The 16,965-nt window shown below is 72.5% G+C and carries 13 protein-coding genes; 9 read left to right on the top strand and 4 right to left on the bottom strand.

Annotated elements, in window-relative coordinates:
* The first annotated feature begins 49 nt into the window (after window positions 1–49).
* On the top strand, window positions 50–763 hold the full coding sequence (locus ABZ192_RS39390) for an alpha/beta fold hydrolase (RefSeq protein WP_356929273.1): 714 nt from the start codon (window positions 50–52) through the stop codon (window positions 761–763).
* Here the strand turns inward: ABZ192_RS39390 and ABZ192_RS39385 are convergent.
* From ABZ192_RS39385 to ABZ192_RS39370, 4 genes are all read right to left on the bottom strand, one after another.
* Complete coding sequence (locus ABZ192_RS39385; RefSeq protein ID WP_356929272.1) at window positions 735–2,570, bottom strand: sulfatase; 1,836 nt, start codon at window positions 2,568–2,570, stop codon at window positions 735–737. The two genes, ABZ192_RS39390 and ABZ192_RS39385, sit on opposite strands and share 29 nt — an antisense overlap.
* A gap of 226 nt (window positions 2,571–2,796) precedes the next feature.
* Entirely contained in the window at window positions 2,797–7,569 is a 4,773-nt protein-coding gene (locus tag ABZ192_RS39380) for an AAA family ATPase (protein ID WP_356929271.1), read from the bottom strand.
* Window positions 7,566–8,093, bottom strand: a complete 528-nt coding sequence (locus ABZ192_RS39375; RefSeq protein WP_356929270.1) for a hypothetical protein — start codon at window positions 8,091–8,093, stop codon at window positions 7,566–7,568. Before ABZ192_RS39375 ends, ABZ192_RS39380 begins: the two co-directional genes overlap by 4 nt.
* A gap of 243 nt (window positions 8,094–8,336) precedes the next feature.
* Window positions 8,337–9,956, bottom strand: a complete 1,620-nt coding sequence (locus ABZ192_RS39370) for an acyl-CoA synthetase (RefSeq protein ID WP_356929269.1) — start codon at window positions 9,954–9,956, stop codon at window positions 8,337–8,339.
* A 176-nt stretch (window positions 9,957–10,132) separates the two neighbouring features.
* On the opposite strand from ABZ192_RS39370, the gene ABZ192_RS39365 reads away from it, so the two are divergent.
* The 8 genes from ABZ192_RS39365 to ABZ192_RS39330 all read left to right on the top strand — a co-directional run bounded on the left by ABZ192_RS39365 (window position 10,133) and on the right by ABZ192_RS39330 (window position 16,837).
* Entirely contained in the window at window positions 10,133–10,933 is an 801-nt protein-coding gene (locus ABZ192_RS39365; RefSeq protein ID WP_356929268.1) for a crotonase/enoyl-CoA hydratase family protein, read from the top strand.
* 118 nt (window positions 10,934–11,051) lie between these two features.
* Window positions 11,052–11,993: an OB-fold domain-containing protein gene (locus ABZ192_RS39360; RefSeq protein ID WP_356929267.1), complete on the top strand. Its 942-nt coding sequence runs from the start codon at window positions 11,052–11,054 to the stop codon at window positions 11,991–11,993.
* The gene (locus ABZ192_RS39355) at window positions 11,990–13,054 is read left to right on the top strand and encodes a thiolase domain-containing protein (protein WP_356929266.1); all 1,065 of its coding nucleotides are present in this window, start codon (window positions 11,990–11,992) and stop codon (window positions 13,052–13,054) included. Before ABZ192_RS39360 ends, ABZ192_RS39355 begins: the two co-directional genes overlap by 4 nt.
* Window positions 13,051–14,217 (top strand): thiolase domain-containing protein, encoded by a 1,167-nt coding sequence (locus ABZ192_RS39350; protein WP_356929265.1) that lies wholly within the window; start codon window positions 13,051–13,053, stop codon window positions 14,215–14,217. The genes ABZ192_RS39355 and ABZ192_RS39350 overlap by 4 nt, the downstream gene beginning before the upstream one ends.
* A gap of 82 nt (window positions 14,218–14,299) precedes the next feature.
* Window positions 14,300–14,542: a DUF397 domain-containing protein gene (locus ABZ192_RS39345; protein ID WP_010033039.1), complete on the top strand. Its 243-nt coding sequence runs from the start codon at window positions 14,300–14,302 to the stop codon at window positions 14,540–14,542.
* Window positions 14,543–14,728: 186 nt separating this feature from the next.
* Window positions 14,729–15,631: a universal stress protein gene (locus ABZ192_RS39340; RefSeq protein ID WP_356929264.1), complete on the top strand. Its 903-nt coding sequence runs from the start codon at window positions 14,729–14,731 to the stop codon at window positions 15,629–15,631.
* A 40-nt stretch (window positions 15,632–15,671) separates the two neighbouring features.
* On the top strand, window positions 15,672–16,271 hold the full coding sequence (locus ABZ192_RS39335; protein WP_356929263.1) for an ABATE domain-containing protein: 600 nt from the start codon (window positions 15,672–15,674) through the stop codon (window positions 16,269–16,271).
* Window positions 16,272–16,339: 68 nt separating this feature from the next.
* Window positions 16,340–16,837 (top strand): hypothetical protein, encoded by a 498-nt coding sequence (locus tag ABZ192_RS39330; RefSeq protein ID WP_010033043.1) that lies wholly within the window; start codon window positions 16,340–16,342, stop codon window positions 16,835–16,837.
* Window positions 16,838–16,965: the final 128 nt, after the last annotated feature.

Below are 16,965 nucleotides of genomic sequence, written 5' to 3'. Positions count from 1 at the left end.
GCGCAGAGCGGGTCCTGCCCGCGTTCCGCACCCCGCTACCGTGCCCGGCATGGACACCGAACCCCGTACCGTACGGGCCAACGGCATCACTCAGGCCTACCGCGTCTGGGGGCCGCGGGACGCGCCGCCCGTCGTCCTCCTTCACGCACGCGGAGCCGACGGGGCCGACTGGGCGGAGATCGCCCCCGCGCCGGCCGCCGTGCCCCGCCGGGTGTACGCCCCCGACCTGCGCGGGCACGGCCGCAGCGACTGGCCCGGCGGATACGCCTACGAGGCCATGCGCGACGACGTGCTCGCCTTTCTCGGCGCGCTCGGCATCGCCCGGGCCGACGTCGTGGGCCACTCGCTCGGCGGTCTCGTCGCCTGCCTGCTCGCCCAGCACAGCCCGCGGCTCGTACGGCGGCTCGTGCTGGAGGACGTCCCCGCGCCCCTCCCGCTGGACCCGCCGCGCCCGCCCGCCGAACGCCCGGGCGGGGAACTGCCGTACGACTGGGCAATGATCCTCGCCACCGACGCGCAGCGCAACGCGCCGGATCCCGTGTGGTGGGACCACATGGGGCGGATCACCATGCCCACGCTGCTGATCGGTGGCGGGCCGACCAGTCCGATCCCGCAGGAGCAGATCGCCGCCCTCGCCGCGTTGCTTCCCGATGCCCGGCGCGTCACCCTCGACGCCGGGCATCTCGTGCACGAGGCACGGCCCGAGGAGTTCCTCACGGCCGTGGCGGAGTTCCTCAGCCCCGCGGACCGTACGCCGTCATGAAACGGTCGCGGAACTTGTCCATGCCCCACCGGGGCGCGTCCGGGGCCGGCTTGAGGCCGTCGGTCCAGCCCCAGTCGGCGACCCGGTCCAGGACCTTCTTGTCGTGGGCGACGATCGTGACCGGCACGTCCTTGCCGGTGTCCCCGGCGGTGACCGTCGGCACCGGCTGGTGGTCGCCGAGGAAGACGAGCACCGTGTCCTCGTCACCGTAGCGCTCGACCCACTCGGTCAGGCTCCGGATCGAGTACTCGATGGCCTTGCGGTACTCGGCGCGCACCTTCTCCGGGTCCTTCCAGACCTCGGTGGGGTTGGTGCCCTCCTTCTTGATCCGGTGGAACACCGAACCATCGCCGAGATCCTCCCAGTCGATCATGCGGGCGATGGGGGACCAGGGGTTGTGGCTGGAGGCCAGGATGATCTCCGCCATGATCGGCTCACGGTCCTTCTTGCCGTGCTCCAGGCGCTGGAACGCCTCCATGCTGAACTGGTCGGGCACGGGCGTCCAGCTGAAGTACGGGCCGTGGTAGCCGAGGTGCTCGGAGTCGTAGATGTGGTCCAGGCCGAAGAACTTCCCCTCCGGCCAGGCGCGGCGCACGCCCGGCACGATGCCGACGGTCCGCCAGGCGCCCGTCTTCCCGAAGTACTTGGTCAGCGTCATGCGGTCGCTGGTGGTCAGACTGCGGTACCGCTGCTGGTTCTTGATCCACAGACCGGACAGGAAGGTCGAGTGGGCGAGCCAGCTGCCCGCGCCCGTCACCGGCGACTGCAACCAGCCGCTGCGCGACTCAAACCCGGCTGCCTTCAACCGGCCGGTGCCCTCCTTCAGTACGGCGTCGGTCTGCTTCGCCATCGCCGGGTCGTCGATCGCGACGCGGCCGTAGCTCTCGATGAAGGTGAACAGGACGTCCTTGCCGCGCAGGCCGGTGAGCAACTGGTCCGGCGGCGTCTTCGCGAAGGCGTCCACCGCTGCCTGCTTCTCGAAGACCCGCGCGTCCCTCAGGCCCGCCCGCACCTGTTCCACCCGGTTGCCGAGGAACTCCGCGTTGCCCTTGGTGGCGATCGGCACGGTGCCGACCTGCACACCCAGCGTCATACAGGTGATCCACGCCGTGCCGAGGATCAGCGTCGTCCGGGCGGCGACGGGACGGTGCCGGACCATCAGGTTCGTCAGCCGCACCACGGCGAGGGTGGTGAGGACGAGCACCGCGACGAACAGCACGATCACGCCGACCACCGCCAGCACCTGGCCGGTACGGCCGAACGTCTCCCTCAGGAAGTCCGTGGCGTTCTCGATCAGAATCCAGTCCAGGACCAGATCGAAGGGCCGGGCCAGCACCTGGTAGAAGCCCATGTCGACGAACTTCAGCACCGTGACCAGGCCGAGGAACACGCCCGAGACCACCGCCATGATCCGCCGGGGCTTCGGCGGCAGCGCGAGCAGCAGACCCGCGAGCAGCACGCCCTCGGCGGGAATCCGGACGAACGAGGCGAATTCGATCCGCTCGACCCGGTTGGGCAGGAGCAGCGCGACGACCACGAGCGCACCGGCCAGGACGGTCGTGCCGACGCTCAGGGCGTGTGAGGCGCGTGGATTCCTTGTCCGCCATCCGCGCCATCGGCCGTCGGCGGTGGCCGGTGCGGCCGCATCCGTAGCCGTGTCGCTGCTGTCCCGGGGCTCCGTCTCGGCTGCCGCGGCTTCCGTCGCGACGGCCGCGGGCTCGGTGCCGTCGTCCGCCGGATCGGCCGCGGCGGTGTCGGCTTCCGTGTCGGTGCCGGGCAGGTGACGAGACGGCGTGTGGTGCGACACGCGGAGGTTCCTTCCGTACATGGCCTTGCTGCTGGCGCGGCGGATCAGCTGGTAGGGCCGGGTCCGTCATGCTCCGTACGGCCGACCGTCACCGCCCGTTCAACGACGAAGGTCAACCGCGCGCAAAGAGTACGCCGGGAACCGGACCAGTCAGAACGTTGCGGCGGTGCGACGCAGTTGCCGTCACGTGGACTGCGCGCTGGGCCGTCCCCGTACGACTGCCGGCTCAGCCGCACGGGTCGTGGTACTCGAGGTCGGGGAAGGCCTTCGCCCAGACACCGCGTGGGACCGTGCCGGGCCGCACCGCACAGAGCAGTCCCGCCAGCCGGCCGGGATCCGTGGGCAGCAGGACCAGTTGGCCGCCGAGCCCGGCGGTGAGGCCGGGGCCGGTGGAGAGGGCGAGGTCGTCTCCGTTCGGGCTGACCTGCCGGACGGAGAAGCCGCCGATTCCCTCCGTGACGGCGGGGACATCGTAGATCAGCTCGAAGCGGCCGGTGCGCGGGGCGTCCGACGACGCGTCGGCCGTGAAGGACCAGACGGCCAGATCACGAGCTCCGGTCTCCTCCTGCCAGGCGGCGACCACCCCGCCCTGCCGCGTGTCTCCGGCCGTGATGCCCTCCATGAGGAAGTGCGAGCCGGGCAGACCGACCGGCGGGTCGTCGCGGTCGCCGGACGCAGGTTCGGCGAGGTCCCACACGCGGGGCTGCCCGATCTTGGCGGGCAGGGTCACCATGAAGCGGTGGCCCAGGACGGCGAAGGCGACCGTGGACCGCTGACGGTCGATGGTCACGTCGTCCCTGAGCCTGCGGGCCGTCGCCGAGGGGGACAGCCGGTAGACCTCCAGACGTTCGTCGGCGTTCGGCCCCTTGGTCGGCTTCACCAGCAACAAGGCCTGCTGCTTGCCCTCCTGCGGCACGGCGGCCGCGGCGGAGCCCGGCACCTTCTGCCCCCGGCGGGGGCTCCCCGGCCGGCCGAGGTTCCACAACTGCGTGCCTTTACCGGACAGGACTGCGAGGACGTCCGGCGCCGTGAACACCGGGGTGAGGGAACCCTCGGTGTCCACCGGCACCGATCCGGTGCGGCGCGGCCGGTCGGGGCGGCTGACGTCCCAGATGACCAGAGGGCCGTCCTCACCGGTCTGGAGGGCCAGGCGGTCGCCGTCGGCGGAGATGGCGGTGGGACCGTGCGTTCCGGTGAACACGTGCCGGAGTTCGGGCCGGCCGCCGGACAGGTCCCACAGGCCGGTCCGCCGGCCGCCCGGGTCCCGGGCCAGGAAGAGGGTCCCGCCCGGCAGGAAGGCGACGGACCGCCACGGCGCGGGCACGGTGGCCACCTTCCGGGGCGTCGTCCCGGTCAGCCGCCAGATGGTGGTGGTCTTCAGGTCGTCGTCGTCGGTGGCGAGCAGGTGATGGTCCGGCGCGAACGCGTCACCGGGGCCGAAACGATCCGAGCTGACATAGGCCCCGTCCACACTGCGTGGAGGCGGACTCCACAGCTGGACACCGCCCTTCTCGTCACCGGTGACCACGCCCCGCCCGTCCGGCCGGTAGGCCACGGCGACCAGCGGCACACTGCCGGGCAGCACCTCGCCCTTGTAGAAGCGATCCGGTGTCTTGGCGCTGGCGGTGTTCTGGTACATCCAGGCGTTGCCGTCCGTGGAGCCGGCCGCGGCGAGGTGGCGGCCGTCCGGGGAAGCGGCGATCTGCCAGTAGAGGCCGTCAGCGGGGTTGCCGTAGCCACTGAGCCCCCCGGATGGCTTCACCCGATCCGGGTCGGACACGTCGAGCGTCACGATGCCGCGGCTGGGCAGGGCCGTGGTCAGCGACCGGCCGTCGGCGCTGAAGGCCATCGCGAGGGCCGACCTCCGCAGGGTCGTGCGCAGCCGGGGCTCGGTGCGATCGGCGGTGTCCCAGAGCTGGAGGCTGTCACGCCCCCCGGGCTTGGTGGCCGCGGCGTTGACGGCGAGCAGCTTCCCGTCGGGCCGCCACGTGACCGCCAGCATGTCGCGGGAGGCGTCCGCCATCCGCACCGTGCGCGGAACCGGAGCGGCCGGATTCCGCAGGTCCCACAGCACCATGCGGCCCCGGGCCAGCGGAACGGCCAGGGTCGTGCCGTCCGCGCTGAGAGCGGGCCGGTACGGCCGGTCGAGGCCCTCGGTGGTCGCGCGGGCCGTGCGACGGGGGCGGTCGACCTGTCGAAGGTCGTAGACCTGGAGCTCCTTGACGCTCTGGATGTACAGGTTGCGGCCGTCGGGTGCCCAGAAGACGGACGAGTTCGCGCCGACGCGGATCACCGGGCCCCGACGAGGACGGTACGGGTCGCCGGTGTGCCACAACCGCACCGTGCCGTCCCGGCCGGAGGTGGCCAGCACCGCTCCGTCCGGACGGTAGGCGACGGAGTAGACGCCCTTGGTGTGTCCGGCGAGCCTGGTGCGGACGGGAGTCAGGGCGGAACGCACCAGACTCGCTTTCGCCTCCTCGGTGGGCGAGGTCCGGTACGCGGTCAGGCTCAGGTCGAACGCGGCCGCCGGGTCCTGGGCGCGCAGCACGTCGGCCTGGGCCGCGATCCGCTCGGAGGCCAGGACGGCGGCCTGTTCCCGGGACTTGGCGCGTTCCGTGTAGGCGAGCGTCCCGACGACGGTGAGGAGGAGGGCGAGAGCGAGGACGCCGCCGGTCAGCAGGGCGCGGGTGAGCTTGCGCCGGCGGTCGGCCCGCAGGCTGCTGAGCAGGAACTCCCGTTCGAGCGCGGTGAGTACAGGGGGTGCGTCGCCGCCGGTGTCCTCCTCGTCCGTGGTGGCGGTCCCCGGCGCGGGCGGATTCGAGGGGAGTTCGGGCGGCGTCCGCTGGGCGGGCAGACGCTTCTCGCTGTCCGGCCCGTTGCCCGGTCCTGCCCAGGCGCGGACCGCGGACAGGCGGTTGCCGGTGTACAGATAGTCCCGGTGCCGGTGGCCGGTGTCCCAGGCGTGGGCGGCCTCGCTCAGTTGCTGCCTGGCGAGCAGACGGGCGCGGGCGCCCAGGATCCAGGTGCGCAGGTCGGTCCAGGCGTACAGCAGGGCCTCGTGGGCGATGCGCAAGCCGTCCCGGTCCAGCGTGATGAGGCTCTTCTCCCGGAGCAACTCGCAGACGGCGCGCAGATGTTCCCGCTCATCGGGTCCGTGTGCCGCCAGCACGTCCTCGAAGGTGACGCGTCGCGCGACGGGTTCGCCGGTGGGAGTGAGGTGCACGAGGCTGAGCAGCAGCGTCCGCAGCGATCGGCGCTCGGCGGGGGAGAGACTGTCGTGCAGGGTCTTGCACGACTCCGTGACCGCATGCCAGATGCCGCCCGTGGCCTGGTAGCCGGCCAGAGTCATCCTGGCGCCCGAACGGTTCACCCAGGTCCGCTGCAGAGCATGTGCCAGGAGCGGCAGTGCCGCGGCCGGCCGCTCCTCGACGGGGGTGTCCCCGTCCGGCCGCCGCAGGTCCGACAGGATGCGGTCGACCAGTCCGGGCTCCAGATCCAGTCCGCTCCGCTCGGCGGGCCCCTCGATGGCGTCCCTGAGCGCTTGGCCGTCGAGAGAGGCGCAGTGCACCGGAGAGGCGGAGGAGAGGGCGGCGCGCAGTCCGGGGTCGGCGAGGCATTCGCCGTAGAAGTCGGCTCTGACGGCGAGCACGATCCGGGGACGGGCGTCGTCCGGCCCGGACGGATCACCGTCGGAGCTGCCGGACACCAGACGGAGGAACTCCGTCCGCTCGGTTTTGGCCGCGGTGGTGAAGACCTCTTCGAACTGGTCGATCACCAGCACTCGGGGGACGGCGGCCGACGGGCGACGGAACTGCTCCTGGTCGCCCCGCGCGTTCGCCGGCGGGGCGGGGAAGCGCCCGGCGGCCAGCTCCGCCAGCACCGTGTCCGGCGGCAGTCCGGTCGCCTCGGCCCATTGGCTCGCCAACGACCGCAGCGGGGTCCTGCCGGGCGACAGCATCCGTAAGACGGGCCAGGTGCGCGTCCGTCCCGTGGCGTGGTGATGGTCCAGCCGGGCGAGCAGACCGGCCCCGAGGAGTGAGGACTTGCCCGAGCCGGAGGCTCCGATGACGATGACGGGCCGGCGCTCCGCGTCCGGCGCCTCGACCGCTTCGGTCAGTTGGTCCAGTTCACGGTCCCGTCCGAAGAACCAGGTGCTCTCCTTCGGCCCGAGCGGCCTCATGCCGAAGTAGGGGCACGGCAGCGGGGCCGGCGGGTCGGCGGCGGGCGGACCGGGGAACCGGTAGGCACGGTTGGGCGCGATGACGAGTCCGCCGAGGGTGCCCTCGCTGGACACGTGGGGGCGGGTGGTGTCGTCCGACTTCTCCTCGATGCCGCGGTGGAGCCGCTCCAGGGTGAGCATCGGTGGCCCGGTCGGGTCGCCGTCACGCAGCAGGCTGATGAGCTTGCCGCCGAAGAGCGTGTGCCGTTGCCCCTCCGGAGCGAAGGACGGGGCGTAGGACGACGCCGAGGCGAGGAGGAAGCTGCCGGACGGGCGGACCTGGACGTAGGGACCGACGGCGCCCGAGCCGTGCGGCACCTCGGAGATGCCGGAGAAGCAGCAGTCCAGGATGACGACACTGCCGGACGGTGCCTCCTCCAGCAGGCCCTTGACGGTCTCGTACGGGACCGCCGCGGCGACCCGCTGGGCGTCCATGGACCAGTGGGTCGCGAGGTACAGCTTGTTGCCCGGTCCCAGCAGCCCGTGCCCGACGTGGCAGAAGAGCACCACGCCGTCGGCCTCTTCGCAGGCCTGGGTGACCGCCTCGACGACGGCCTCCGGGCCGGCGTCGGAGGGTACCCGCAGGACATGCTCCGGCGGCATCCCGCACAGTTCGTGGAGCAGTCGGGCCAGGTCGTCCAGGGTGGTGTCGACTCCGGGCAGGTCGGCCAGGCGCGAGCCGCTGCGGTGGCGCCCGGTGCCGGTGAGCACGGCGCGGGCGCCGGCGAGGGAGAGCCCGGATCCGGCCGGGTCCGGATGCACCCGTCCCGGGGCCGTCACAGGGCGGGTGTCCCGCCGTCCGGACCCGTGCCCGTGGGGCGGGCGGGGTCGGTCGGGGTGCCGGCCGACCGGTGCGCCGGGCCGGGTGTCGGGTCCCCGCCGGCGCCGGCATCAGGCTGCTGTCGCCCGGGATCGGCGACGGCGGCACCCTGCGCCGGGTCCAGCTGGGCGGCGAGTTGGCTGACGAGCGCCTCCACCTGTGTGGGGTCCATCGTGCGCACCTGGGTGGACGTCACGCTGATCTGCGTGCCGTCGGGCCGGGTCAGGGTCACCGACTGGTCGCCCTTCCGGCTCTGCACCCAGGCGATGACGGCGCCCGCCAGCACGCTCGCCACACCACCCGGCGCCAGCAGCGCGAGCAGGACGTCCGCGGCGAGCCCCATGGTGCCCGGGCGCGGCGGCGCGGACGCGTCCGCCCGCGTCACGCGGCCCCGCAGGCGGGGTTGTGCGGTGAGCCACCGCCGCAGGTCGTGCACGTCTGCGGTGCCTGTCGTCTCTACGGTGACGTGGATCTCCACAGCCATTCCCCACCCGGAGCAAGTGCCAACGTGTCACAGGATGATAGGCGCGGCAGGGCTTTCGTGAGTGAACAGCCGAGGAGACGTCATCCGGGAGGTGCCCGCCTTCACGCGGGCCGGACCGCGGGCAATCTTCGAGCCGGTGCGGCGGTTCAGGCCGTGCCGGGCACGGATCCTGTGCACGGTCGAGGCGGGAAGGGCCAGCCGGGCAGGCCCGAGGGTGCGGTCACTGGCCTGCCTGCCCTGGCCTCAGCCGTCCGCGGACACCGCCACCTCCCGCGCCCACCGGTAGTCCGCCTTGCCGCTCGGTGACCGCTGGATGGCCGGCGCTATCACCAGTTGCCGCGGGATCTTGTATCCGGCCAGCCGGTCCCGGCAGTGGGCCTGGATGTCCTGGAGCGACGGGCGCCGCGCCCCTTCCCGCAACTGCACCACCGCCGCCACATGGTGGCCCCACTGGGGGTCCGGCACCCCGGCCACCAGCGCGTCGTAGACGTCCGGGTGGGACTTGAGGGCCTGCTCGACCTCTTCCGGATACACCTTCTCGCCGCCGGTGTTGATGCACTGCGAGCCACGGCCCAGGACGGTGACCACGCCCTCCTCATCGACGGTGGCCATGTCGCCGAGCAGGACCCACCGCTCGCCGCCCTTCTCGAAGAAGGTGGCGGCGGTCTTGGCCGGGTCGTTGTAGTAGCCGAGCGGTACATGCCCGCACTGGGCGACCCTGCCCACCTCACCGGGCGACACGGGTTCGTACGTGGCCGGGTCCACCACCTGCGTGCGCGCGTGGACCCGGACCCGGAAGCCCCGCTCGGGCCCCGAGTCCTCGGTCGCCGTCCCGTTGAAACCGGACTCCGACGAGCCGAAGTTGTTCAGCAGCATGGCGTTCGGCACCAATTCCCGGAACTGCCGGCGCACCGTGTCCGACATGATCGCGCCGGACGACGACACGCTGAACAGCGAGGAGCGGTCGATGTCCCGCAGCGGACCGCTCAGCGCGTCGATGAGCGGCCGCAGCATCGCGTCCCCGACCAGCGAGATGCTGCTGACCTTCTCCTTCGCCACGGTCCGCAGCACCTCCTCGGGCACGAACTTGCGGTGGATCACCACCCGCTGCCCGAAGTTGAAGCCGATGAACGCCGTGAGGGTGGAGGTGCCGTGCATCAGCGGCGCCGTGGGGAAGAAGGTGATCCCCGATCCACCGGCCGCGACCCGCTCGGCCAGCTCCTCCGGCTTCTTCACCGGCTCACCGGTCGGCGCGCCCCCGCCGAGCCCCGCGAAGAACAGATCCTCCTGCCGCCACATCACACCCTTGGGCATCCCGGTCGTGCCGCCGGTGTAGATGATGAACTGGTCGTCGCCCGAGCGGGCCGGGAAGCCGCGCTCGGGTGACCCCGCGGCCTCCGCACGGGAGAAGTCCACACAGGGCACCACGGCGGCCCCCGGCGCCGGCGCCCCCACCCGGACCAGATGCCGCAGCCTCTCCGCCCGGTGCCGCGCGGCCGCCACCCGGTCCGTGAACTGCGCGTCGAAGACCAGCGCCACCAGATCCGCGTCCCGGTAGAGGTACACCAACTCCTCTTCGACGTACCGGTAGTTGACGTTGACCGGGACGATCCGCGCCTTCAGGCAGCCCAGCACCGTCTGGAGGTACTCCACGCCGTTGTAGAGGTGGAGCCCGAGGTGCTCGCCGGGCCGTATCCCGCTGTCGAGCAGATGGTGGCCGACGCGATTGGCCGCCGCGTCCAGCTCCGCGTACGTCAGACGGCGCTCCGCGCCCGTGCCCGGATGGTCGACGTACACCAGTGCCTCACGGTCGGGAACCACGTCGACGACCGACTCGAACAGGTCGGCAAGGTTGTACTCCACCGCTCCTCCTGACCCCGGGACGTGCCTGGCATCGGACGGTTCGCCGGTCATCAGAGCAAAGGGCGGTCCAACTGTGAAGGGCTCGCGCGAAGAAATCTGACTGTCTGTCAGAAAACCCTTGAAGTGCCTCCCGCCCTACTGCAACCTGTTCTCGTTCCAAGAGAGGGGAGTTGGCCATGAGTGGGACGGAACACCTCACCGTGCAGCGCGAAGGCGCCACACTGGTGCTCACGCTCAACAGGCCCGATGCCAGGAACGCGCTCTCGCTGCCGATGCTCGTCGGCCTCCACGACGGCTGGCTGGAGGCCGACGCGGACGACTCGGTCCGCTCGATCGTGTTCACCGGCGCGGGCGGCACGTTCTGCTCGGGCATGGACCTCAAGGCCCTCGCCGGGAACGGTATGGCCGGCGAGGAGTACCGCGACCGGCTCAAGGCCGACCCCGACCTGCACTGGAAGGCGATGCTGCGCCACCACCGCCCGCGCAAACCGGTGATCGCCGCCGTCGAGGGCTACTGCGTCGCGGGCGGCACCGAGATGCTCCAGGGCACCGACATCCGCGTCGCCGGAGAGTCCGCGACCTTCGGCCTGTTCGAGGTGAAGCGCGGCCTGTTCCCCATCGGCGGCTCCACGGTCCGGCTCCCACGCCAGATCCCGCGCACCCACGCCCTGGAGATGCTCCTCACCGGCCGCCCCTACAGCGCCCGCGAGGCCGCCGCCATCGGCCTGATCGGACACGTCGTCCCCGACGGCACCGCGCTCGACAAAGCGCTGGAGATCGCCGAACGGATCAACTCCTGCGGCCCGCTGGCCGTCGAGGCCGTCAAGGCCTCCGTCTACGAGACCGCCGAGATGACCGAGTCCGACGGTCTCGCGGCCGAACTCACCCGGGGCTGGCCGGTCTTCGACACCGCCGACGCCAAGGAGGGCGCCCGCGCCTTCGCGGAGAAACGACCGCCCGTCTACAAGCGCGCGTAGCCGCTGCGCCGGCTTTGGCCGGTTCACAGCTGCGGGCCGTCGGTGGCTGAGCGCGCAGTTCCCCGCGCCCCTCAGGGGGCGCGCCCGTGCACGCCGATTCGAAGGAGGCAGGCCCTCAATGTCCGCAGTTCTCAAGGCGCCGCTCGTCGTCGAGTTCCCCTTCACCCGCTCCCTCGGGCCCGTCCAGGGTGCCTTCCTGACCGGTCTGCGGGAACGTGTGATCCTCGGGGTGAAGACCCGCGACGGCCGTGTCCTGGTCCCGCCCGTCGAGTACGACCCCGTCACCGCCGAGGAGATCCGCGACCTCGTCCCCGTCGGCCTCACGGGCACCGTCACCACCTGGGCCTGGAACCACGATCCTCGCCGGGGCCAACCCCTGGACACGCCCTTCGCCTGGGTCCTGGTGCGACTCGATGGCGCCGACACCGCCCTCCTGCACGCCCTCGACGCCCCCGGCCCAGACGTCGTCCACACCGGCATGCGCGTCCGCGTCCGCTGGGCCGAGGAACGCACCGGCGCCATCACGGACATCGCCTGCTTCGAGCCGTACGACGGAGAGGTCTCCACCGTGACCGTCCACGCGGGCGAGTTCGAGGACCCGGTCACCGGCATCGTCGCCGCCGCCCGCCTCGACTACACCTACTCGCCCGGGCGCGCCCAGACCGCCTACATCAACGCCCTCGGCGGCCGGCGGACCGTCGGCGAGCGCTGCCCGTCCTGCCGGAAGGTCTACGTCCCGCCGAGGGGTGCCTGCCCCACCTGTGGGGTGGCCACATCCGAACAGGTCGAGGTGGGGCCGCGCGGCACAGTGACCACGTTCTGCATCGTCAACATCAAGGCGAAGAACCTCGACATCGAGGTGCCCTACGTCTACGCCCACATCGCCCTCGACGGCGCGGACCTCGCCCTGCACGGCCGGATCGGCGGCATCCCGTACGACGAGGTGCGCATGGGGTTGCGCGTCGAGCCCGTGTGGGCCGAGGGCGGCCGCTATCCCGACCACTACCGGCCCACGGGCGAACCGGACGCGGACTACGACACCTACAGGGAGCTGCTGTGACGAGCGCACCGCGGGACCGCCAGATCGCCGTCGTCGCCTTCGCCCAGACCGTCCACCGGCGCACCAGCGACGAGTTCTCCGAGGTGGAGATGCTCATGCCGGTGCTGCACGAGGTCCTCGACCGGACCCGCATGAAGACCGCCGACATCGACTTCACCTGCTCCGGCTCCAGCGACTACCTGGCCGGCCGCGCCTTCTCCTTCACCCTCGCCCTCGACGGGGTCGGCGCCTGGCCGCCCATCTCCGAGTCGCACGTCGAGATGGACGGCGCCTGGGCCCTGTACGAGGCCTGGACCAAACTCCTCACCGGCGACGCCGACACCGCCCTGGTCTACGCGTACGGCAAGTCCTCGCCCGGCTCGGTCCGCGACGTCCTCACCCGCCAGCTCGACCCGTACTACGTCGCACCCCTGTGGCCCGACTCCGTCGCGCTCGCCGCCCTCCAGGCACAGGCCCTCATCGACGCCGGCGACACCGACGAACCGGCGCTCGCGGCCGTCGCCGCCGGCAGCCGGGAGAACGCGGCGGCCAACCCCCACGCCCAGCTGCGCCACAGCGTGCCGCAGGGCGACTACCTCGTGCGGCCCCTGCGCACCGGCGACTGCCCGCCCATCGGCGACGGGGCCGCCGCCGTGATCCTCGCGGCGGGCGACCGGGCCCGCGACCTGTGCGCACGCCCCGCCTGGATCCGCGGCATCGACCACCGCATCGAGGCCCACGGCCTCGGCGTGCGCGACCTGACCGACTCACCCTCCACCCGCCTGGCCGCCGAACGGGCCGGCGCCTTCGAACGGCCCGTCGACACCGCCGAGCTGCACGCGCCCTTCACCGCCCAGGAGATCATCCTGCGCAAGGCGCTCCGCCTCGGCGACGGCGTCGTCGTCAACCCCTCCGGCGGTGCCCTCGCCGCCAACCCGATCATGGCCGCCGGTCTCATCCGCATCGGAGAAGCCGCCGCCCGCATCCACCGCGGCGCGTCCGACCGCGCCCTCGCCCACGCCACCTCCGGCCCCTGCCTCCAGCAGAACCTGGTCGCCGTCCTCGAAGGGGAGCCCCGATGAGCAAGGAGCCCGTGGCCGTCGTCGGTGTCGGCCAGACCAAGCACGTCGCGGCGCGCCGCGACGTGTCCCTCGCCGGACTCGTCCGGGAGGCCGCCCGCCGGGCTCTGGACGACGCCGAGCTGACCTGGGCCGACATCGACGCCGTCGTGATCGGCAAGGCGCCCGACTTCTTCGAGGGCGTCATGATGCCCGAGCTCTACCTCGCCGACGCCCTCGGCGCCGTCGGCAAACCCATGCTCCGCGTGCACACCGCGGGCTCGGTCGGCGGATCCACCGCCCTCGTCGCCGCCAACCTCGTCGCGGCCCGCGTCCACGGCACCGTCCTCACCCTCGCCTTCGAAAAGCAGTCCGAGTCGAACGCCATGTGGGGCCTGTCCCTGCCCATCCCCTTCCAGCAGCCCCTGCTGGCCGGAGCCGGCGGGTTCTTCGCCCCGCACATCCGCGCCTACATGCGGCGCAGCGGTGCCCCCGAGACGATCGGCGCCCTGGTCGCCTACAAGGACCGGCGCAACGCGCTGAAGAACCCCTACGCCCACCTGCACGAGCACGACATCACCCTCGACAAGGTCATGGCCTCGCCCATGCTGTGGGACCCGATCCGCTACTCCGAGACCTGCCCCTCCTCCGACGGCGCCTGCGCCATGATCCTCACCGACCGCGCCGGAGCCGCCCGGGCACCGCGCCCGCCCGCCTGGATGCTCGGCGGCGCGATGCGCAGCGAACCGACCCTCTTCGCCGGCAAGGACTTCGTCTCCCCGCAGGCCGGCCAGGACTGCGCGGCCGACGTCTACCGGCAGGCCGGGATCACCGACCCCCGCCGCGAGATCGACGGCGCCGAGATCTACGTCCCGTTCTCCTGGTACGAGCCGATGTGGCTGGAGAACCTCGGCTTCGCCGGCGAGGGCGAAGGATGGAAACTCACCGAGGCGGGCGTGACCGAACTCGACGGGGACCTGCCCGTCAACATGTCGGGCGGTGTGCTGTCCACCAACCCCATCGGCGCCTCCGGCATGATCCGCTTCGCCGAGGCCGCGCTCCAGGTGCGCGGACAGGCCGGGGAACACCAGGTGGACGGCGCCCGCAGGGTCCTCGGGCACGCCTACGGCGGCGGTTCGCAGTTCTTCTCCATGTGGCTGGTGGGAGCCGCGCCCCCGGACTCGTGAAAGGTCCCGCTCACGTGCTCTGTTGGCCATGGGGCCCGATCGCTAGGCTGGCCGCGGACGACGAACCGGGAGGAGCACGGACGTGGCCGAGACCACCACCCAGCAGCGCCCGCTCACGGGCTGGGACAAGCCGGAGCTGGACCTCACCAACGCACAGTGGCAGTCCAGCAGCCGGGGGCGGGGGGATGTCCAGATCGCCTTCGTCGAGGGCTTCATCGCCATGCGCAACAGCGCCCGCCCGGAGAGCCCCTCCCTGATCTTCACGCCCGCCGAGTGGGGCGCGTTCGTGTCGGGAGCGCGGGAAGGGGAGTTCGACCTCACCTGACGCGACGCCGCGCGACCTCGCCGGCGGCACCCCGCGAACCGTCCCGGACCGGCCGTGCCCCACGGCCGATCCGGGGGTGTTCCGCCCGCATTTGCGGACACGCGACCTGAGACATCCTCCCCGGGCCCGCGCCTGAGCCAGGCTGGCCCCTCGAGGCACGGTCGTATCCCGGAAGGCGAGGAACCCATGAGCACCCTGCCGGTCATCGCGGCGGTCGACGGTTCGGACGGCAGCCTGCGCGCCCTGGAGTGGGCCCTCGACGCCGCCCGCCGCCGGTCGGCACCCCTGCGTGTGGTGCATGTACGCCAGTACGCCCACTGGGCGCAGCCCGAGGTGCTCGCCGCCGAAACACCGGACCCGCGGGCCGACCCGGTGCTCGACCGGGCCCGCGAACATGTGGAGAGCCTCTCCGCCCGGCCGGACACGGAGTACCTCGGCCTGGAGGGCGCGCCCGGTGCCGTCCTGCCCGAACTCGGCTCTTCCGCCCAACTGCTGGTCCTCGGCTCCCGGGGCCGCGGCGGTTTCGCCAGCCTGCTGCTCGGCTCCAACGGCATGGCCGCCGCCCGCGACGCCGAGTGCCCCGTCGTGGTGGTGCCCCGGCCCGGACGCGCCGTCCCCGGCGAGGCACCGTCCGGTCCCGGCCCGCGCGTGGTCGTGGGCCTGAAGGTGGACGGCCCCGACGAGGCCACCCTCGAGTTCGCCTTCGCCGAGGCCGCCCTGCGCGGCGCCCGGCTCCAGGCGGTCGCCGCCTACCCGTGGCCCGCGCAGCCCTGGATGACACCCGGCGACATGCCCCCGCCGATCGTCGACCAGGACGTCATCGAGGACGAGACCCGGGTCCTCGCCGAGGGCTTCCTCGCCCCGTACCGCGAACGGCACCCCGATGTCCGGGCCGAGACGGTCCCGGCGGCGGGCGACGCCGCCGGACACCTCGTGGCGGCGTCCCCGGGCGCCGACCTCGTCGTCGTCGGCCGCCACCGGCGGCACCTGCTGGCACCCGCCCGCATGATGGGCTCCGTCACCCACGCCGTGCTGCTGCACGCCGCGAGCCCCGTCGCGGTGGTCCCGCCGGCCCCGCCGCAGGACTGACCCCGAGGTAATGGATACCGGCGGGCTTATCATTAGGCCCATGCGGGAACCGATCAGCAGGGACGCCCGGCTCGCCCTGGACCTGGCCCTCACCGTCCGGCACGACGGCAACGGCGGTGTCGCCGACGACCTGACCGACCCGGCAGGCCTGACCGCCTGGGTCCGGGCACACCCCGACGTCCTGCCGGACGCCGGCCGTCTCACCGCCGACGCCGCTCAGCTCACCGCCGTCCGGGACCTGCGGGCCGCCGTCCGCGCCCTCTTCGCCCGCGCCGTGCGCCCCGGCGAACCGAGCCCCGCCGACGAGGCCCGCCTCCTGCCCGTACCCGAAGCCGTACGGCGCCTCAACGAAGCCGCCGCCCGCACCCCCACCGTGCCCGTCCTGGACTGGCCCGCCGGGACCGCACCCGGTGTCCGTCACCAGCCCGTACACGGCGGCGACGACCTGACGGCCGCCCTCTCGCACGCCGTGATCGCGTTCCTCGCGAGCCCCGACCGCGACCGGCTGCGGGCCTGCCACGCACCCCGCTGCGTGCGGTACTTCCTCAAGGACCACCCGCGCCAGGAGTGGTGCACACCGTCCTGCGGCAACCGCGCCCGCGTGGCCCGCCACCACCAACGCCACCGGACGCCGGCCTGAGACCGCCTGGCCCGATCGGGTCGTCGCCCGGGCGGCACTTCGCAGGCCGGGCCACGTACCATGGCGGCATGTCGTTCCTCCGCCGCCGCAGCGCCACGCCCGCCGGGCCCGACTTCGACGTACTGGCCATGGACCCGGGCGACTGGCCCGGCAACCTCGGTGCGGGACTGCTGCCCGCCCCCGACGGCACCTGCCAGGGCGTCTTCCTGCGTTACGACCTGTTCGGCGGCCGCGGCCCCGCCATGATCATCGGCAACCTGCCGGAGGGCTCCCCGGCCCGCGAGGTCCCCGAGGGACAGGTCCCCTTCGAGGTGGCGCAGCTGCTGCTGGCGCTGGAGAACGACGAGGAGGTCACCGTCGTCGGCACCGAGGACGTGCCGGTGATGCAGGGCGACAACCTCCTGATCGTGCGCCGCGTCAAGCTCTCCGAGGGCCGCATCTCCTGCGTGCAGTTCGACCGCAGCGACAACGTCCTGGTGACCATCGCCGCCTGGGACCGCCCCATCACGGACGACCTGTACGCCCTCCTCAAGCCGCTGCCCGCGGAGCTCTTCCAGCAGGGCTGAACCCGGCGGCAGCCCGCACACGAAAGGGCCGCTGTGTGCCTGGCCAGGCCTGAACCGCATCGGAGACCTCTGCGAGTGGGAGGTCGGCGAGGAGAGCGTACGGCTCGGTGCCTCCGTGCCGTACACCA

The sequence above is a fragment of the Streptomyces sp. NPDC006235 genome (genome assembly GCF_040613735.1).
GTDB lineage: Bacteria > Actinomycetota > Actinomycetes > Streptomycetales > Streptomycetaceae > Streptomyces.
This window is presented reverse-complemented; position numbering and strand designations above follow the sequence as displayed.

Coding starts and splice junctions, on each gene's coding strand:
- ABZ192_RS39390 (WP_356929273.1), top strand. CDS start 50: ATGGACACCGAACCCCGTACCGTACGGGCCAACGGCATCACTCAGGCC.
- ABZ192_RS39375 (WP_356929270.1), bottom strand. CDS start 8,093: ATGGCTGTGGAGATCCACGTCACCGTAGAGACGACAGGCACCGCAGAC.
- ABZ192_RS39365 (WP_356929268.1), top strand. CDS start 10,133: ATGAGTGGGACGGAACACCTCACCGTGCAGCGCGAAGGCGCCACACTG.
- ABZ192_RS39360 (WP_356929267.1), top strand. CDS start 11,052: ATGTCCGCAGTTCTCAAGGCGCCGCTCGTCGTCGAGTTCCCCTTCACC.
- ABZ192_RS39350 (WP_356929265.1), top strand. CDS start 13,051: ATGAGCAAGGAGCCCGTGGCCGTCGTCGGTGTCGGCCAGACCAAGCAC.
- ABZ192_RS39340 (WP_356929264.1), top strand. CDS start 14,729: ATGAGCACCCTGCCGGTCATCGCGGCGGTCGACGGTTCGGACGGCAGC.
- ABZ192_RS39335 (WP_356929263.1), top strand. CDS start 15,672: ATGCGGGAACCGATCAGCAGGGACGCCCGGCTCGCCCTGGACCTGGCC.
- ABZ192_RS39330 (WP_010033043.1), top strand. CDS start 16,340: ATGTCGTTCCTCCGCCGCCGCAGCGCCACGCCCGCCGGGCCCGACTTC.